Origin of the sequence: Actinokineospora spheciospongiae, assembly GCF_003182415.1 — a bacterium.
Lineage (GTDB): Bacteria > Actinomycetota > Actinomycetes > Mycobacteriales > Pseudonocardiaceae > Actinokineospora > Actinokineospora spheciospongiae.
Genome location: NZ_QHCP01000003.1, coordinates 619,138 through 636,073 on the forward strand (window position 1 = coordinate 619,138; position 16,936 = coordinate 636,073).

The window sequence follows — 16,936 nt, forward strand, 5'->3', positions numbered from 1 at the left end:
CACGCCCGCGCACCCGGCACCCCTGCCACCCCCGACACCCCCGGCGCCGGACCCGTACCGGGTCCGGCGCGCGGTCGATCCGCGGCCCCCGGCCTGGTAGAACCGGGCGTGGCCAACTTCGACGACGACCCGGCCGCCGAGCGCGCCGTGCTGCTGGAGGCCCAGCGGATCGCGCGCATGGGCAGCTGGACCGTCGAGGCCGCCACGGGCCGCGCCTACCTCTCCGCCGGGCTGCGCGGCCTCTGCGGGCTCCCCGCCGACGGCACGGTCGAGGACCTGGTCGCCCTGGTGCACCAGGAGGACCTGGCGGTGCTGGGCGAGTTCCGCGACCGGCTGTGGGCGCAGCGCAGCCCGGAGACGCTCGACCTCGACGTCCGCGACGTGACCGGGGAGCGGTCCTACCTGGTGCGCGCCCGCGCCGAGTTCGACGCCTCCGGCGCCCTGGTGACCGTGCACGGCACCGTGCAGGACGTCACCAAGATCCGCGCCCTGGAGCGCCAGCTCAGCCAGGACGGGCGGCTGTTCCGCGAAACCCAGCGGGTGGCCAGGATGGGCACCTGGGAGTGGGACACCGCGACCGGCGACTGCGTGTGGTCCTCCATGCTCTACGACCTGGCGGGCATCGCCCCCGGCACCGCGATCACCTACTCGGACTACCTCAGGATCGTGCACCCGGACGACCGGGGCTGGGTCGACCAGCGCTGGCAGGAGCTGGCGAGCGCGCGCAGGCCGGTGGAGTGCGAGCACCGGGTGGTGCGCCCCGACGGCAAGCGGCGGGTGTTCCGGGTGCGCGGCGAGGCCGCCGACCCCGACCGCGGCGTCATGATCGGCACCTGCCAGGACGTCACCGAGCAGCGCTCCACCGAGACCAGGATGCAGCGCTCCAGCAAGCGGTTCACCGACCTGGTGGCCATCACCCCGGTCGGCATCGCGCTGTTCGACGACGCCGAGCGGCTGGTCGACGCCAACGACGCGCTGTGCTCGCTGCTGGGCATGGACCTGGAGCGGCTGCGCGGCACCACCGCCGAGCAGCTCACCCACCCCGACGACCGGGAGTCCCGGCGCGGCCGCGACACCCCGGCCTTCCACAGCGGGCAGCGGGTCCTCAGCACCGCCGCGGGCAAACCGGTCTACTGCGAGCTGAACGCCACCGTGTCGGTCACCGACGACGGCAGGCGCTTCTGGCTGGTGGTCTTCGCCGACGTCACCGACCGCCGCCGCACCGCCGAGCGCCTGCGCCACCAGGCCACCCACGACGAGCTGACCGGCCTGCCCGGCCGCGCCGCGGTCAAGGAACTGCTCGCCACCCTGCTCGGCGGCCGCGACTACCAGCGCATCGCCCTGCTGTTCTGCGACGTCGACAACTTCAAGCGGGTCAACGACTCCCTCGGCCACGACGTCGGCGACGAGCTGATCACCGCCCTGGCCCGCCGCCTGGAGCGCGGGCTGCCGCCGAGCTGCACGGTGGCCAGGATGTCCGGCGACGAGTACGTCGTCATCTGCTCCGACGTGGACGAGGCGGGCGGGGTGGAGGTGCTGGCCAACCAGGTGGCGAGCCTGCTGCGCACGGCGGTGCCGGTGCGCGGGCAACTGCTGCGGGTGTCGGCGTCGATCGGCGCGGCGGTGCCCACCGGCCCGGAGACCAGCGGCGCCGACCTCCTGCGCTACGCCGACGCGGCCATGTTCGCCGCCAAGGCCCGCGGCACCGGCCGGGTCTCGATGGCCCTCGGACGCGCTGATCGCCTCGGCCAACAGCCAGATGCTGCTGGAGGGCCAACTGCGCGAGGCCATCGCCAACGACCAACTGGTCCTGCACTACCAGCCGGTCGTCGGCCCGGACGGCACGGTCCTGTCCGCCGAGGCCCTGGTCCGCTGGCCGCACCCGGAGCGCGGCCTGCTCATGCCCGGTGAGTTCCTCCCGGTCGCCGAGCAGGGCGACCTGCAGGGCGAACTCGACCGCTGGGTGCTGCGCACCGCGTTCACCGAGGCCGCCGAGTGGCCCCAGCTCTGCGGCGGCGTCCTCACCGGCGGCGTGGCCATCGCGGTCAACCTCGCGGGCCTGGTCCCCGGCGACCCGGACTTCGTCGACATCGTCACCTCCTGCGTCGCGGCCACCGGCATCAGCTGGGACCGGGTCATCCTGGAACTGGTGGAGACCAGCCTCATCGACCTGCCCTCCCGCAGCCGCGAGGCCATGGCCGAACTGGTGGAGCGCGGCGTCCGCTTCGCCGTCGACGACTTCGGCACCGGCTACTCGTCGCTGGCCCGGCTCAAGGAACTCCCGGCGCAGATCATCAAGATCGACCGCCGGTTCGTCTCCGGGGTCGCCACCGACGCCTCCGACTTCGCCGTCGCCCGCGCCCTGGTCGACATGGCCAGGGCCATGGGCCGCAGTTGCGTCGCCGAGGGCGTGGAGAACGCCACCCAGTTCCACGTCCTGCGCGGAGTCGGCGTCGACGCCTACCAGGGCTGGCTGATGTCGAGACCCATCCCGGCCAGGGAATTCCGGGAACTCCTCAAGCTCGGCCCCGTCCACATCCCCAGCGGCGCCTAACCCGCCGCCGCCAGCACTCCCCGCAGCCGCTCCAGCGGCAGGTCGATCAGCCGGGCGTCCAGGTCCGCCTCATCCGGGACGAGGGCGGCGACCCGCTCCCTGGCCTCCCGCTTGGTCAGCCCCGGCGTCGCCCGGATCAGCGCCTCGCGCCAGACGTTGCCCAGCTTGCCGTGCGCCCGCTCCAGCAGGGCCTTCACCACGCCCGGGGTGTCGACCGGGTCGGCGGTGACCACGGCGTGCTTGCCGTCGGGGGTGCTGCGGTGGAAGGTCAGCCGGAACTTGGCCGCCAACAGGTCCTTCAACGCGTTCTGCCCCCGGGCGTCGACGATGTCCGGGTGGTTGTTCGGCACCAGGGCGCCCACCCGCACCGACGGGGCGGCGACCAGCGTGCGGGCCAGCCACGGGCCGGGGTCGGCGGCGAGGTCGTAGGCGAGCAGACCCCCGGAGCGGACCGGTTCGGCCCACCCGGGGCCGAGCAGCGCGGGCTGACCGGCCGCGTCGGCCCGGGTCAGGCGGAGCAGGGCGGCGACGGCGTCCGGGTCGGTGCCGCCGGACTCCAGGGACTGGGGCCCGTGCGTGTAGATGCCGATGCCCGACTCGGCCAGGCGCGGGGAACGGGCGGTCGGTTGCAGCACGTAGAGGTCACTCGCGCTGCCCACGGCCTGAGCGCCCCGGTAGCGGTTGAAGCCCGGCAGCACCGCCTCGAACACCAACCCCAACCGCAGGACCTCCTGCTGCGTCTTGAGCCCCAGGGTCGGGTTGCGGGAGCTGTAGCCGTAGGCCACGACCACCCGGCCGTCCGGGTCCCGCAGGCCCTCGACGCCGCGCGCGAGGAACAGGCGCATCCCCTCCGGGGTGTACGGGGGGTCGGTGAAGACCAGGTCCGCCGAGCCGACGGCCAGCGGCGGCAGGCCGAAGCGGAAGTCGGCGTGCAGGCAGCGCACGTCCAGGCCCCGGTCGCGCGCCACACCGTCCACGTAGGACAGCAACCGGTCGTCCAGGTCGACCACCGTCGCCCGCAGGCCCGGGCGCAGCGTGCAGGCGGCGAGCGCGGTCAGGTCGTGGTCGCCGACGCAGAGCAGGTGCGCCCCGTCGAGCCAGTAGGTGTCGTCGAGCCAGCGGGCCCGGCGCAGCACCGTCTCCGCGTCGGCCTGCACGTGGTCGAGGGCGCGCAGCGGGGCGGGCACACCCGCCAGGTACTCCTCGACCGCCGCCGCCACCGCGCCGAGGTCGGCCGGGGGGAGGGTCGCCAGGTCGCGCAACCGCCCGGCCGCCGACCCCACCGCCCGCCACGCCGCGCCGTCGCGCTCGACGAGGTCGCCGCAGGCGGCCAGCAGCTCCTCCACCGTGCGCCGGGGCTGCGCGGAGGCGCGCACCAGCTCCTCCAGCGGCGTCCAGCCCCCGGCGAGGGTGCCGAGGAGGTCGCGCAGCGGGCGGGCGTGCGCACCGCGGTTGTCCAGGAAGGTCGTCAGCGAATCGGCCACAACCGCGAGAGCCTACGGAAGGTGGCGCACCCGGTTGACCCGGATGGGAGATTCCCGGCACAGACTCGCCGGTCACATCCTGGAACACCCTGCCCACCCGGCGCCGTCGGACTAGGGTTTTCGAATCCACGGCCGGCAAGGAGCCGTTTCGAACGAGGGGCCCGAGTGATCGAGTTCCAGTCCGTGACCAAGCGCTACCCCGACGGCACGGTGGCGGTGGACGCGCTGGACCTGGCCATCGAGGACGGCGGGATCACCGTCCTCGTCGGCCCGTCCGGCTGCGGCAAGACCACCTCACTGCGCATGATCAACCGCATGGTCGACCCGTCCGAGGGCACCGTCCTCATCGACGGGCGCGACGTCCGCGCGCAGTCGCCGTCCGCGCTGCGCCGCGGCATCGGCTACGTCATCCAGAACGCGGGCCTGTTCCCGCACCGCACCGTGCTCGACAACGTGGCCACCGTCCCGGTGCTCACCGGCACCGGCAAGGCCGCCGCGCGCAAGCGGGCCGCGGAGCTGCTGGAGACGGTGGGCCTGCCCGCCGCCTTCGCCAAGCGCTACCCGGCGCAGCTCTCCGGCGGCCAGCAGCAGCGCGTCGGCGTGGCCCGCGCGCTCGCCGCCGACCCGCCGGTGCTGCTGATGGACGAACCGTTCAGCGCCGTCGACCCGATCGTCCGCGACGACCTGCAGGAAGAACTGCTGCGCCTGCAATCCGAACTGGGCAAGACCATCGTCTTCGTCACCCACGACATCGACGAGGCGATCAAGCTCGGCGACAAGGTGGCGGTGCTGCGCGTCGGCGGGCGGCTGGCCCAGTTCGACACCCCCTCGGCGCTGCTGGCCAACCCGGTGGACGACTTCGTCGCCTCCTTCGTCGGCCGCGACCGCGGCTACCGCGCCCTGGGCTTCCTGCCCGGCCACGGCGTCCCGGTCGGCCCCGTGCCCAGCGTCCCGGTCGGCACGGCGGTCGACACCGCCCGGGGTCAGCTCACCGACGGCTGGGCGGTCGTCGTCGACGACGCGAAGCGCCCGCTGGGCTGGGTCTCCGCCGACCTGCTGTCGTCATCGGGCGACGCGGTGAGCGCGGAGAACCTGATCTCCGGCGGCTCCCTCTACAGCGTCGACGCCGAATCCGGCGGCACCTCCGGTTCGCTGCGCAACGCCCTCGACGCCGCGCTCAGCTCCCCGTCCGGCGTCGGCATCGCCGTCGACAGCGGCGGCGCCGTGGTCGGCGGGATCACCGCCGACACCGTCATCGCCGCGCTGGCCGAGGCCCGGCGCTCGGGCGAGGTCCCCACGTGAACTGGTTGCTGAACAACCTCGACGGGCTGGGCCCGATCATCCTCACCCACCTGTGGCTGGCGCTCGTGCCGGTCGTGGTGGGCACCCTGGTCTCGATGCCCCTGGGCTGGGCGTCGAGCCGGTGGCCGGTGGCCAGGGCGATCCTGGTCCCGCTGTCCAGCCTGCTCTACACGATCCCGTCGCTCGCCCTGTTCGTGATCATGCCGCTGGTCCTCGGCACGCAGAGCCTCGAGCCGATCAACGTGCAGGTGGCGCTGACGCTCTACACCGTGGCCCTGCTCGTGCGGTCGATCACCGACGCGCTCTCCGCCGTCCCCGAGTCGGTCACCACCGCCGCCACCGCCATGGGCTACCGCCCGATCGGCCGGTTCTTCGCCGTCGAACTGCCGCTGGCCGTGCCGGTGCTGATCGCGGGCATCCGGGTCGCGGCGGTGTCCAACATGGGCCTGGTCGCCATCGGGCAGCTCATCGGCGTCACCAGCCTCGGCCTCCTGCTGCTCCAGGGCTCGCAGACCTCACCGCCGAACTTCGACCAGATCATCGTGGGCATCGTGATCATCGTGCTGCTCGCGCTGGTCGTCGACGGCCTGCTCGCGCTGCTGGGCAGGCGCCTCACCCCGTGGGCGCGGGTCGGCCCCAAGGCGGGGGCGGCCACGTGAGCATCTTCCAGCAGATCGTCGACTGGCTCACCGACCCCGCCCACTGGCGGACCACCTACGGCGCCGCGGGCATCCCGCAGCGCGTCCTGGAACACCTGGGCTACACCGCGCTGGCCGTGCTCGCCTCCGCGGTCGTCGCGATCCCGCTCGGCGCCTGGATCGGCCACACCGGCAAGGGCGGCACGCTCGTCGTCGGCATCGTCAACTCCTTCCGCGCGCTGCCCGAACTGGGCCTGGTCATCCTGCTCGTGCTGTGGTTCGGCATCCTCAACGCCGTTCCCGCGCTGACCATCGCCCTGGTGGTGCTGGGCATCCCGGTGCTGCTCGCGGGCACCTACGCGGGCATCCGCAACGTCGACCGAGCGGTGGTCGACGCGGCCCGCGGCATGGGGATGCGCGAGTGGGAGATCCTGCTCAAGGTCGAGCTGCCCAACGCGCTGCCGCTGATGTTCGGCGCGCTGCGAGCGGCGACCCTGCAGATCATCGCCACGGTCAGCATCGCCGCCCAGGTCTCCCTCGGCGGCCTCGGCCGGTACGTGATCGACGGCTTCTCCAACCGCGAATTCGACCAGATGGCCTCCGGCGCGATCCTGATCGCCGCCCTGGCCATCGCCGTGGAACTGGTGCTCACCGGCGTGCAGTGGCTGGTGGTGTCCCCGGGACTGCGCAAGTCCGGCGCGCGCAAGGCGCGCGCCACCAGCAGAATCCACCAGATGGCGGTCAAGTCCGCATCGGAAAGCACATGAGGAGCCCCCGATGAAGCGCGTTCTCACCGCGGCGGCGGCGGCCACCGCCGCGCTGCTCACCCTGACGGCCTGCGGCGGGTCCGGTGACCCGCTCGCGGGCGGCTCCAGCGGCGCGGGCACCCCCGCGCCCACGGACACCATCGCCGTCGGCTCGGCCAACTTCCCCGAGAGCACCCTGATCGCCGAGATCTACGCGGGCGCCCTGGAGGCCAAGGGCGTCAAGGTCACCCGGACGCTGAACATCGGCAGCCGCGAGACCTACTACCCGGGCCTGCAGGACGGCTCGATCGACCTGATCCCCGAGTACACCGGCGTGCTGCTCACCCACGTCAAGAAGGACGCCACCGCGTCCAAGGCCGACGAGGTCTACACCGCCCTGCAGGCGGCGCTGCCCGACACCCTGACCGTCCTGGACAAGTCGGCGGCCGAGGACAAGGACGCGGTGGTCGTCACCAAGGCCTTCGCCACCGAGAAGAACCTCAAGACCATCGGCGACCTCGCCAAGACCGGCCCGGTCACCTTCGGCGGCCCGCCGGAGTTCCAGAAGCGCGCCGACGGCATCCCCGGCCTCGCCGACAAGTACAAGCTGGAACTCAAGGAGTACAAGTCCCTCGACGTCGGCGGCCCGCTGACGGTCGACGCCCTCAAGTCCGGCGCGGTCCAGGCGGCCGACCTGTTCACCACCGACCCGGCGATCACCACCAACGACTTCGTCGCCCTGGAAGACCCGGAGGCCAACTTCGCCGCCCAGAACGTGGTCCCGCTGATCAACAAGAGCAAGGCCGGCGACCTGGTCAAGTCCACGCTCAACGCCGTCTCGGCGAAGCTGACCACCGACATCCTCATCGAGCTCAACGGCAAGCTCGCCGCACCGAGCAAGCCCAACGCGGCCGTCGTGGCCAAGGAATGGCTCGCCACCGCGGGCATCTGACCCACCGCGCCCCACCGAGGCCCGCCCCCGACCCGGGGGCGGGCCTCGGCCTTTCCCGGTCCAAGACCGAGCCTCACCCGCCGCCCGCCCGGCGATCAGCCACACCGAACCCCACCGGCGCAGCGGGCAACCAGCCACCCCGAGAACCGCCGGCCCGGCGAGCGAATGCCTGGGTGGGTGGATGCGCTCGGCCAGCCGACCGCCCCGAAACCCGCCGGCCCGGCGAGCCAACTGCCCCAGTGGGTGGAGGTGCTTGCCCAGCCGACCACCCCGAAAACCGCCAGCCCGGCGAGCCAACTGCCCCAGTGGGTGGAGGCGCTTGCCCAGCCGACCACCCCGGGAACCGCCGGCCCGGCGAGCCAACTGCCCGGGTGGGTGGATGTGTTTGGCCGGGGGTGGCGATCATGTGACAGCCTGCCTGGGCGGTGGGGCATCTTTTCAGCCCCACCCGGTCACACTGGAGCACATGATCGCCATAGGGGCCCCGGCCAAACACATCCACCCAGCCGGGCACACCACCGAAACGACCGGCGCTTTGAACCAAGGCCACCGCCGAGCACATCCACCCGGGCACCCACCGAACTCCTGGACTTCGAGGACGCCCCAGGTGAAGTCAGCCCGCCCGGTGGCCACCGATGCGCGCGGTCAGCTCGTCCGCCGCCACCCGGGTCAGCTCCGCCAACTCCGGCCAGGTGGCCCCGCACTCGCTCAAACAACCGTGCCGGAACGTCGTGCTGATCGCGGCCACCGCCCGGCCGCCGTGGTCGAACACCGCGACCGCCACCGAGGCGTACCCCTCCACCACGTACCCGTCCTCCACCGCCCACCCGCGCCTGCGCTCGGCCGCCAGCAGCGCCCGCAGCCCCGGCAGGTGCCGCGGCCCCCGCCCGGTGCGGTCCACGAACGCGCGCCGCCCGGGGAACAGCACCCGCACCTGCGCGGCGGGCAGGTGCGCCAGCACCGCCCGGCCCGACGCGGGCAGGTGCCCGGGCAACCGCACCCCGACGTCGGTGACGGTGTGCGCGTCGCCGGGGTGCTCGCGCAGCAGGTACAGGGTTTCGCCGCCGTGCAGCACGCCCAGGTGGGCGGCGTGCCCGGTGCGGGCGATGAGCCGGGTCAGCACGGGGCGGCCCAGCCGCTCCAGCGGGTCGTGCCGCAGGTACGCCGAGCCGACCTCGAACGCGGCCACGCCCAGCCCGTACCGCCGCTCCTCCGGCAGGTGGGTGGCGAAACCGGCCGCGCACAGCTCGCCCAGCAGGTGGTAGGTGCTCGACCGGGGCAACCCCAGCTCGCGGGCCACCGCGGCGGCGGTCACCGGACCGGCCTTCGTGGCCAGCAACCGCAACACCGCCAGCCCCCGGCGCAGCCCGGGGACGTCACTGCTCGCGCCCATCGGCGCAGCGTACGTCTGGGATACCAGACGGTGTCACCCGATCCCCACTCGTCCCCGGCCGGGCCGGGGGCTGGAATGGGGGCATGGAGAGAGTCGTCCTCGACGGTGGTCCGCTCAGCCGCGACGAGGTGGTCGCGGTCGCCCGCGGCCTCGCCGGGGTCGAGGTGGCCGCGCCCGCGCTGGCCGGGGTCACCGCCACCCGGGCCCACGTCGAGCTGCTGGCCGAGGCCACCACCCCGACCTACGGGGTGTCCACCGGGTTCGGCGCGCTCGCCACCCGGCACATCCCGCTCGACCGCCGCGCCGCGCTCCAGCGCTCGCTGATCCGCTCGCACGCCGCGGGCGCCGGGCCCGAGGTCGAACCCGAGGTGGTGCGCGCGCTGATGCTGCTGCGGCTGCGCACCCTCACCACCGGCCGCACCGGCGTCCACCCGTCCACCGTGGACGCCCTCGCGGCCCTGCTCGACCGGGGGATCGTGCCGGTGGTGCACGAGTTCGGCTCGCTCGGCTGCTCCGGCGACCTCGCCCCGCTGTCGGCGGTCGCGCTGGCGCTGATGGGCGAGGGGATGGTGCGCGACCCGGCGGGGGAGCTGCGGCCGGCCGCCGACGCGCTGGCCGAGGCCGGGCTCGAACCGGTGGTGCTGGCCGAGAAGGAGGGGCTCGCGCTGATCAACGGCACCGACGGGATGCTCGGCATGCTGGCCCTGGCCGCCGCCGACCTGCGGCTGCTGCTCGACACCGCCGACCTCACCGCCGCGATGAGCGTCGAGGCGCTGCTGGGCACCGATCGCGTCTTCGCCGCCGACCTGCAAGCCCTGCGCCCGCACCCGGGCCAGGCGGAGTCGGCGGCGCGGATCGCCGCGTTCCTCGCCGGGTCACCGATCGTGGCCAGCCACCGGGGGCCGGACTGCACCCGGGTGCAGGACGCGTACTCGCTGCGCTGCGCCCCGCAGGTGCACGGCGCCGCCCGGGACACGGTGGCGCACGCGGAAACCGTGGCCGACCGGGAACTGGCCGCCGCCATCGACAACCCGGTGGTGCTGGCCGACGGCCGGGTCGAGTCGAACGGCAACTTCCACGGCGCGCCCCTGGCCTACGTGCTCGACTTCCTCGCCATCCCGGTCGCCGACGTGGCGAGCATGGCCGAGCGGCGCACCGACCGGATGCTCGACCCGGCCCGCTCGCACGGCCTGCCGCCGTTCCTCGCCGCCGACCCCGGTGTCGACTCCGGGCACATGATCGCCCAGTACACCCAGGCCGCGGTGGTCGCCGAGCTCAAGCGGCTCGCCGTGCCCGCCTCGGTCGACTCCATCCCCAGCTCGGCCATGCAGGAGGACCACGTCTCGATGGGCTGGTCCGCCGCCCGCAAGCTCCGCCGGGCCGTCGACGGGCTGACCACCGTCCTCGCCGTCGAACTCCTCACCGCCGCCCGCGCCCTCGACCTGCGCGCGCCGCTGACCCCGGGACCGGCCACGGCCGCCGCCGTCGTCGCCCTGCGCGCCCACGTCCCCGGCCCCGGCCCCGACCGGCACCTCGCCCCCGAGATCGCCACCGCCGAGGCGCTCGTCCGCTCCGGCGCCGTGCTCGCCGCCGCGCACACCGCCACCAGGAGGAACCCGTGACCACCCCCGGACCCCGCCCCGTCCGCGCCGCCCGCGGCACCGCGCTGACCGCCAAGAGCTGGCAGACCGAGGCCGCGCTGCGGATGTTCCACAACAACCTCGACCCCGAGGTCGCCGAGCGCCCCGACGACCTCGTCGTCTACGGCGGCACCGGCAAGGCCGCCCGCGACTGGGCCAGCTTCGAGGCCATCACCCGGGAACTGACCACCCTCGACGAGGACGAGACGCTGCTCGTGCAGTCGGGCAAGCCGGTCGGGGTGATGCGCACCCACGAGTGGGCGCCGCGGGTGCTCATCGCCAACTCCAACCTCGTCGGCGACTGGGCCACCTGGCCGGAGTTCCGCAGGCTGGAAGCCCGGGGGCTGACCATGTACGGGCAGATGACCGCCGGGTCGTGGATCTACATCGGAACCCAGGGCATCCTCCAGGGCACCTACGAGACCTTCGCCGCCGTCGCCGCCAAGCGCTTCGGCGGCACCCTGCGCGGCACCCTCACCCTCACCGCGGGCCTGGGCGGCATGGGCGGCGCGCAACCGCTCGCGGTCACCATGAACGACGGCGTCGCCCTGTGCGTCGAGGTCGACCCCGACCGCGCCCGCCGCCGCGTGCGGACCCGCTACCTCGACGAACTCGCCGACGACCTCGACGACGCCGTCACCCGCGCCCTGGCCGCCAAGGCCGCCGGTCGGCCGCTGTCGGTCGGGGTCATCGGCAACGCCGCCGAGGTCCTGCCCGAACTGCTCCGCCGCGGCGTCGAGGTCGACGTCGTCACCGACCAGACCTCCGCGCACGACCCGCTGGCCTACCTGCCCCGCGGCGTCGACCTCGCCGACTGGGCCGCCTACGCCGCCGACAAGCCGGACGAGTTCACCGACCGCGCCCGCGAGTCCATGGCCGAGCACGTCGGGGCCATGGTCGGCTTCCAGGACGCGGGCGCCGAGGTCTTCGACTACGGCAATTCCCTGCGCGCCGAGGCCCGGCTCGGCGGCTGCGACCGCGCGTTCGACTTCCCCGGCTTCGTCCCCGCCTACATCCGCCCCCTGTTCTGCGAGGGCCGCGGCCCGTTCCGCTGGGCAGCGCTCTCCGGCGACCCGGCCGACATCACCGCCACCGACCGGGCCATGCTGGACCTGTTCCCGGACAACGAGTCCCTGGCCCGCTGGATTCGCCTGGCGGGCGAGCGCGTCGCCTTCCAGGGCCTGCCCGCCCGCATCTGCTGGCTCGGCCACGGCGAACGCCACCTGGCGGGCCTGCGCTTCAACGAGATGGTGGCAGGCGGCGAACTGGCCGCCCCCGTCGCCATCGGCCGCGACCACCTCGACTGCGGCTCGGTCGCCAGCCCCCACCGCGAAACCGAGTCCATGGCCGACGGCTCCGACGCCATCGCCGACTGGCCCCTGCTCAACGCCCTGGTCAACACCGCCTCCGGCGCCACCTGGGTCTCCCTGCACCACGGCGGCGGCGTCGGCATCGGCCGCTCGATCCACGCAGGCCAGGTCACCGTCGCCGACGGCACCCCCCTCGCCGCCGCCAAGCTCGAACGCGTCCTCACCAACGACCCCGCCATGGGCGTCATCCGCCACGTCGACGCGGGCTACGACCGCGCCACCGGGGTCGCCACCGACCACGGCATCCCCGTCCCGATGGCCCGCCCGTGACCACTGTGGACAACTCCAACCCGCGCCCCCGTTCCCGTCGCACCCCTGCGGTAGCGTTGAATCCGGGGGTCCCCTGGGCCGCCTGTGGATGGATGCGCGCGGACCCTGCTTCCCCTGCGGTAGAATGGAATTCGGGGGTTCCCGGGGCAGCCTGTGGACAATTGGATGCGCGTTCCGCCGCTCCTCGGGTAACGTTGAAATCATGGGTCCCCTTGGGCGCCTGTGGATGGATGTGCGCGGGTTTCGGTTTTCCTGCGGTAGCGTGGGGTTTGAGGACTGCCTTCGCGGCCTGGGGGTGGGGGCGCGGGGGTTCCGGCTTTTCTGCGGTGGCCCGGGGTTCGGGGTCTGCTTCGGCGGGCTGTGGATGGGGCGCGGCGGGGTGTCGTACCCCTGCGGTAGCGTTGAATCCGGGGGGTCCCCTGGGGCTGTGGATGGATTCGGTGCGGGGCAAGGGGAACGCGGTAGCCTGGCGGGTTGGGGGTGCTCGGTGACTTCGCTCGACGACCTGGCCGGGGTGGGGGTGGACCGGCGCGGGGGGTTCACGCGGCACGGGTTCACGGGGGTCGACCTGGAGTTGCGGGCGTGGTTCACCGCCGAGGCGCGGCGGCGGGGGCTCGGGGTCGAGACCGACCGCAACGGCAACGTCTGGGCGTGGTGGGGTGAGCCGGGGGAGGGGGCCGTCGTGACCGGCAGCCACCTCGACTCGGTGCCCGGGGGTGGTGCGTTCGACGGGCCGCTCGGGGTGGTCGCCGCGCTGAACGCCGTGGACCTGCTGCGGGGCAGGGGGTTCGCGCCCGCCAAGCCGCTGGCCGTCGTGGTGTTCGTGGAGGAGGAGGGTGGGCGGTTCGGCAGTGCCTGCCTGGGGTCGCGGTTGCTGACCGGGAGCATCGCGCCGGAGGAGGCGCTGGCGCTCAAGGACCCCGACGGGAACGCGCTCGCCGAGGCCGTGCGCGCCTGCGGGGTCGACCCGGGCGGGCTGGGGCGCGACGAGGAGGCGCTGCGGCGGATCGGCACCTTCGTCGAACTGCACGTGGAGCAGGGGCGCGGGCTGGTCGACCTGGGGGCGCCGGTCGGGGTGGCGTCGTCGATCCTGGCGCACGGGCGGTGGCGGTTCCGGTTCCGGGGCGAGGGCAACCACGCGGGCGCCACCCCGATGGCCGACCGGCGCGACCCGATGCTCGCCGCCGCCGCGACCGTGCTCGCCGCCCGGACCGCCGCCACCGGCGGGGCGCGCGCCACCGTGGGGCGGCTGCTGCCGGTACCCGGTGGCACCAACGTCATCGCCGCGGCGGTGGACCTGTGGCTCGACGCCCGCGCCCACGACACCGCCCGCACCCGCGCGGTCGTGCACACCGTCACCGAGGCGGCCACCCGGGCCGCGCGGGACGAGGGGTGCACCGTCGAGGTCACCGAGGAGTCCTACGGCGACACCGTGCACTTCGACCCCGCCCTCCGCGACGACCTGGCCGCCACCCTCGGCGGCGTCCCCGCCCTGCCCACCGGCGCGGGCCACGACGCCGGTGTCCTCGCCGCGCACACCCGCACCGCGATGCTGTTCGTGCGCAACCCCACCGGCGTCAGCCACGCGCCCGAGGAGTTCGCCGAGCCCGCCGACTGCGCCGCGGGCACCGAAGCCCTCGCCGACGTGCTCGCCCACCTCGCCCGATGACCGCCCACTGGGCCGCGCACGCCTGGCTCCCCACCGGCCCGGCCACCGGCGTCCGCATCGACACCGACGGCGCCACCATCACCCGGGTCACCACCGGGCAACCCCGGGGCGACGCCCGCCCGCTCCCCGGCATGGTCTTCCCCGGCTTCGCCAACACCCACTCCCACGCCTTCCACCGGGCCCTGCGCGGCCGCACCCACGGCGGCGGCGGCACCTTCTGGACCTGGCGCGACCGCATGTACGCCCTCGCCGACCGCCTGGACCCCGACTCCTACCTCCGCCTCGCCCGCGCCGCCTACGCCGAGATGGCCCTGGCGGGCATCACCGCCGTCGGCGAGTTCCACTACCTGCACCACGCCCCCGGCGGCACCCGCTACGCCGACCCCAACGCCATGGGCAACGCCCTCATCCAGGCCGCCGCCGACGCGGGCATCCGCATCACCCTCCTCGACACCTGCTACCTCGCGGGCGGCATCGACGAGCCCCTGTCCCGGACCCAGCGGCGCTTCTCCGACGGCACCGCCGCCGCCTGGGCCGACCGGGTCGCCGCCCTCCGCCCGCCCCCCACCGACGCCGGCTTCCCCCCGGCACCGGCAGCCACTCCCACGCGCGGCGCGGGCGCACCCCCGCCGCCGCAGGCCGCCGCACCCGACCCCACCAAGATCATCAGCCCCGGGGGACCCCCGAATTCAACGTTACCGTCCACAGCCGACACTTCGGAACCCGTGGCGGGTGGCCTGTGGACAACTCCGGGGGTGGCTGCCCGCGCCACCGCCCGGCCGGGTCCGATGGTGGTGGTCGGTGCGGCGATCCACTCCGTGCGCGCCGTGCCGCGCGACCAGATCCCCGAGGTGGCCGCGTTCGACGGGCCGCTGCACGTGCACCTGTCCGAGCAGCCCGCCGAGAACGCGGCCTGCCTCGCCGCCCACGGGTGCACCCCCACCCGGCTCCTCGCCGAGGCCGGTGCCCTCGGTCCGCGCACCACCGCCGTCCACGCCACCCACCTCACCCCGGACGACACCCGCCTCCTCGCGGGCTCCCACGTCTGCTTCTGCCCCACCACCGAGGGTGACCTCGCCGACGGCCACGGGCCCGCCCGCGAACTCCTCGACGCGGGCGCCCGCCTCTGCCTGGGCAGCGACCAGCACGCCGTCGTCGACCCGCTGGCCGAGGCCCGCGCGCTGGAGCACGGGGAGCGCCACCGCACCGGGCGGCGCGGGCGCCTCAGCCCGCACGCGCTGGTCACCGCGCTGACCAGCGCGGGGTACGACAGCCTCGGGCACGCGGGTGGCCGCATCGAAGCCGGTGCGCCCGCCGACCTGGTCGCCCTCCGCCTGGACACGGTCCGGACCGCAGGCAGCCTGCCCGAGCAGGTGGTCCTGGCCGCGTCCGCGTCCGATGTGGACACGGTCATCGTGGGTGGGCGGGAGGTCGTGCGCGGCGGGCGGCACGTCCTCGGCGACGTCGGGGCCCTCCTCGCCGAGGCGATCGCGGAGCTGTGGCCGTGAGCACCCTCATCACCGGCATCGCCGAACTGCGCACCCAGGACGACGACCTCGCCACCCTGCACGGCGCCGCCCTGGTCGTCGACGGCGACCGCGTCGCCTGGGTCGGGTCCGCCGCCCGCGCTCCCGCCGCCGACAGCCGCGTCGACGTCGGGGGGCGGGCCGTGCTCCCCGGGTGGGTCGACAGCCACACCCACCTGCTCTTCGCGGGGGACCGCACGGCCGAGTTCGCCGCCCGCATGGCCGGGGAGCCCTACACCGCGGGCGGGATCGCCACCACCGTCGCCGCCACCCGGGCCGCCACCGACGACGAACTCCGCGCCAACCTCCGCCGCCACGTCGCCGAGGCCCTGGCGCAGGGCACCACCTGCCTGGAGACCAAGACCGGCTACGGCCTGACCGTCGACGACGAGGTCCGCCTGGCCCGCCTCGCCGCCGAGCAGGTCGACGAGGTCACCTACCTCGGCGCCCACCTCGTTCCACCCGGCGCCGACGCGGGCGCCTACACCGCCCTGGCCGCGGGCGACATGCTCGCCGCCGTGGCCCCGCACGTGCGCTGGGCCGACGTCTTCTGCGAGACCGGTGCCTTCGACGAGTCGCGGTCCCGCGCCGTCCTCACCGCCGCGGCGGCCCGGGGCCTGGGACTGCGGGTCCACGGCAACCAGCTCGGCCGCGGTCCGGGCGTGCGGCTGGCGGTGGAACTCGGCGCGGCCAGCGTCGACCACTGCACCCACCTGGCCCCGGCGGACGTCGACGCCCTGGCGGGCTCGACGACGGTGGCCACCCTGCTCCCGGCCTGCGACCTGTCCACCCGCCAACCCCTGCCCGACGCCCGCGCCCTCCTCGACGCGGGCGCCGCGGTCGCCCTGGCCACCAACTGCAACCCGGGCAGCTCCTACACCTCGTCCATGGCCTTCTGCGTGGCCACCGCGGTCCTGCAGATGCGCATGACCGTCGACGAAGCGATCACCGCCGCCACCAGGACCCCGGCCAGGAGCCTGAACCGGCAGGACGTGGGACACCTGGCACCGGGGGCGCGAGCCGACATCCACGTCCTCGACGCCCCCAGCGCCACCCACCTCGCCTACCGCCCCGGCGTCCCCCTGACGCACTCGGTGTGGCGACGGGGGACCCGGGTCATCCCACCCTGAGCCGGGCGGTCAGTCGTCGAACTCGTCGTCGTCGCGGGCCAGGAAGGTGGCGAGGCGTTCGACGGCGGTCTCGAACTCGGGGTTGGTGTCGACGAAGACGCGCATCCGGTCGGCCAGCCAGGCGAGGGTGACCTCGTCCTCGCCGCGCCGGTTCTCCAGCTCCTCGATACCGCGATCGGTGAAGTACACGGCGAAACTCCTCGAAACGGCGGGACCGCCGGGGGTGGTGCGTTCCCCGGCGGTCCCGACAACAGCGGTCAAC

General features: G+C 74.4%; 14 protein-coding genes. 11 read left to right on the top strand and 3 right to left on the bottom strand.

Features of this window, described 5'->3' with window-relative positions:
• The first annotated feature begins 108 nt into the window (after positions 1 to 108).
• Together DFQ13_RS10440 and DFQ13_RS35785 are read left to right on the top strand one after the other, a co-directional pair.
• On the top strand, positions 109 to 1,911 hold the full coding sequence (locus DFQ13_RS10440) for a diguanylate cyclase domain-containing protein (RefSeq protein WP_325050920.1): 1,803 nt from the start codon (positions 109 to 111) through the stop codon (positions 1,909 to 1,911).
• On the top strand, positions 1,811 to 2,554 hold the full coding sequence (locus tag DFQ13_RS35785) for an EAL domain-containing protein (protein ID WP_325050923.1): 744 nt from the start codon (positions 1,811 to 1,813) through the stop codon (positions 2,552 to 2,554). The genes DFQ13_RS10440 and DFQ13_RS35785 overlap by 101 nt, the downstream gene beginning before the upstream one ends.
• Here DFQ13_RS35785 and DFQ13_RS10445 read toward each other — a convergent pair.
• Entirely contained in the window at positions 2,551 to 4,038 is a 1,488-nt protein-coding gene (locus DFQ13_RS10445; RefSeq protein WP_110079601.1) for a bis-aminopropyl spermidine synthase family protein, read from the bottom strand. The two genes, DFQ13_RS35785 and DFQ13_RS10445, sit on opposite strands and share 4 nt — an antisense overlap.
• A 165-nt stretch (positions 4,039 to 4,203) precedes the next feature.
• Here DFQ13_RS10445 and DFQ13_RS10450 point away from each other — a divergent pair, with 165 nt between their 5' ends.
• From DFQ13_RS10450 to DFQ13_RS10465, 4 genes are read left to right on the top strand one after another with little or no spacing between them, the layout of a single operon-like run.
• Positions 4,204 to 5,340: an ABC transporter ATP-binding protein gene (locus DFQ13_RS10450; protein WP_110079602.1), complete on the top strand. Its 1,137-nt coding sequence runs from the start codon at positions 4,204 to 4,206 to the stop codon at positions 5,338 to 5,340.
• A complete protein-coding gene (locus tag DFQ13_RS10455) occupies positions 5,337 to 5,999 on the top strand; it encodes an ABC transporter permease (protein ID WP_035282165.1) in 663 nt (220 codons plus the stop codon). Before DFQ13_RS10450 ends, DFQ13_RS10455 begins: the two co-directional genes overlap by 4 nt.
• The gene (locus DFQ13_RS10460) at positions 5,996 to 6,745 is read left to right on the top strand and encodes an ABC transporter permease (RefSeq protein WP_035282166.1); all 750 of its coding nucleotides are present in this window, start codon (positions 5,996 to 5,998) and stop codon (positions 6,743 to 6,745) included. The genes DFQ13_RS10455 and DFQ13_RS10460 overlap by 4 nt, the downstream gene beginning before the upstream one ends.
• A 10-nt stretch (positions 6,746 to 6,755) precedes the next feature.
• Entirely contained in the window at positions 6,756 to 7,676 is a 921-nt protein-coding gene (locus tag DFQ13_RS10465) for an ABC transporter substrate-binding protein (RefSeq protein WP_110079603.1), read from the top strand.
• Positions 7,677 to 8,289: 613 nt separating this feature from the next.
• Here the strand turns inward: DFQ13_RS10465 and DFQ13_RS10470 are convergent.
• Complete coding sequence (locus DFQ13_RS10470; RefSeq protein ID WP_110079604.1) at positions 8,290 to 9,069, bottom strand: IclR family transcriptional regulator; 780 nt, start codon at positions 9,067 to 9,069, stop codon at positions 8,290 to 8,292.
• A gap of 83 nt (positions 9,070 to 9,152) precedes the next feature.
• On the opposite strand from DFQ13_RS10470, the gene hutH reads away from it, so the two are divergent.
• From hutH to hutI, 5 genes are all read left to right on the top strand, one after another.
• Positions 9,153 to 10,691 (top strand): histidine ammonia-lyase, encoded by a 1,539-nt coding sequence (gene hutH / locus DFQ13_RS10475; protein WP_110079605.1) that lies wholly within the window; start codon positions 9,153 to 9,155, stop codon positions 10,689 to 10,691.
• Positions 10,688 to 12,349 carry a urocanate hydratase gene (gene hutU, locus DFQ13_RS10480; protein ID WP_110079606.1) on the top strand — a complete coding sequence of 554 codons (1,662 nt, stop codon included), beginning with the start codon at positions 10,688 to 10,690 and terminating at the stop codon, positions 12,347 to 12,349. The genes hutH and hutU overlap by 4 nt, the downstream gene beginning before the upstream one ends.
• Before the next feature lie 487 nt (positions 12,350 to 12,836).
• Positions 12,837 to 14,018, top strand: a complete 1,182-nt coding sequence (locus DFQ13_RS10485) for an allantoate amidohydrolase (RefSeq protein ID WP_233438341.1) — start codon at positions 12,837 to 12,839, stop codon at positions 14,016 to 14,018.
• Positions 14,015 to 15,526, top strand: a complete 1,512-nt coding sequence (locus DFQ13_RS10490) for a formimidoylglutamate deiminase (RefSeq protein WP_110079607.1) — start codon at positions 14,015 to 14,017, stop codon at positions 15,524 to 15,526. Before DFQ13_RS10485 ends, DFQ13_RS10490 begins: the two co-directional genes overlap by 4 nt.
• Positions 15,523 to 16,674: an imidazolonepropionase gene (hutI, locus tag DFQ13_RS10495; protein WP_110079743.1), complete on the top strand. Its 1,152-nt coding sequence runs from the start codon at positions 15,523 to 15,525 to the stop codon at positions 16,672 to 16,674. Before DFQ13_RS10490 ends, hutI begins: the two co-directional genes overlap by 4 nt.
• Positions 16,675 to 16,683: 9 nt before the next feature.
• Here hutI and DFQ13_RS10500 read toward each other — a convergent pair whose 3' ends face one another.
• Positions 16,684 to 16,863 (bottom strand): DUF6104 family protein, encoded by a 180-nt coding sequence (locus DFQ13_RS10500; RefSeq protein ID WP_110079608.1) that lies wholly within the window; start codon positions 16,861 to 16,863, stop codon positions 16,684 to 16,686.
• Between the last annotated feature and the right edge of the window lie 73 nt (positions 16,864 to 16,936).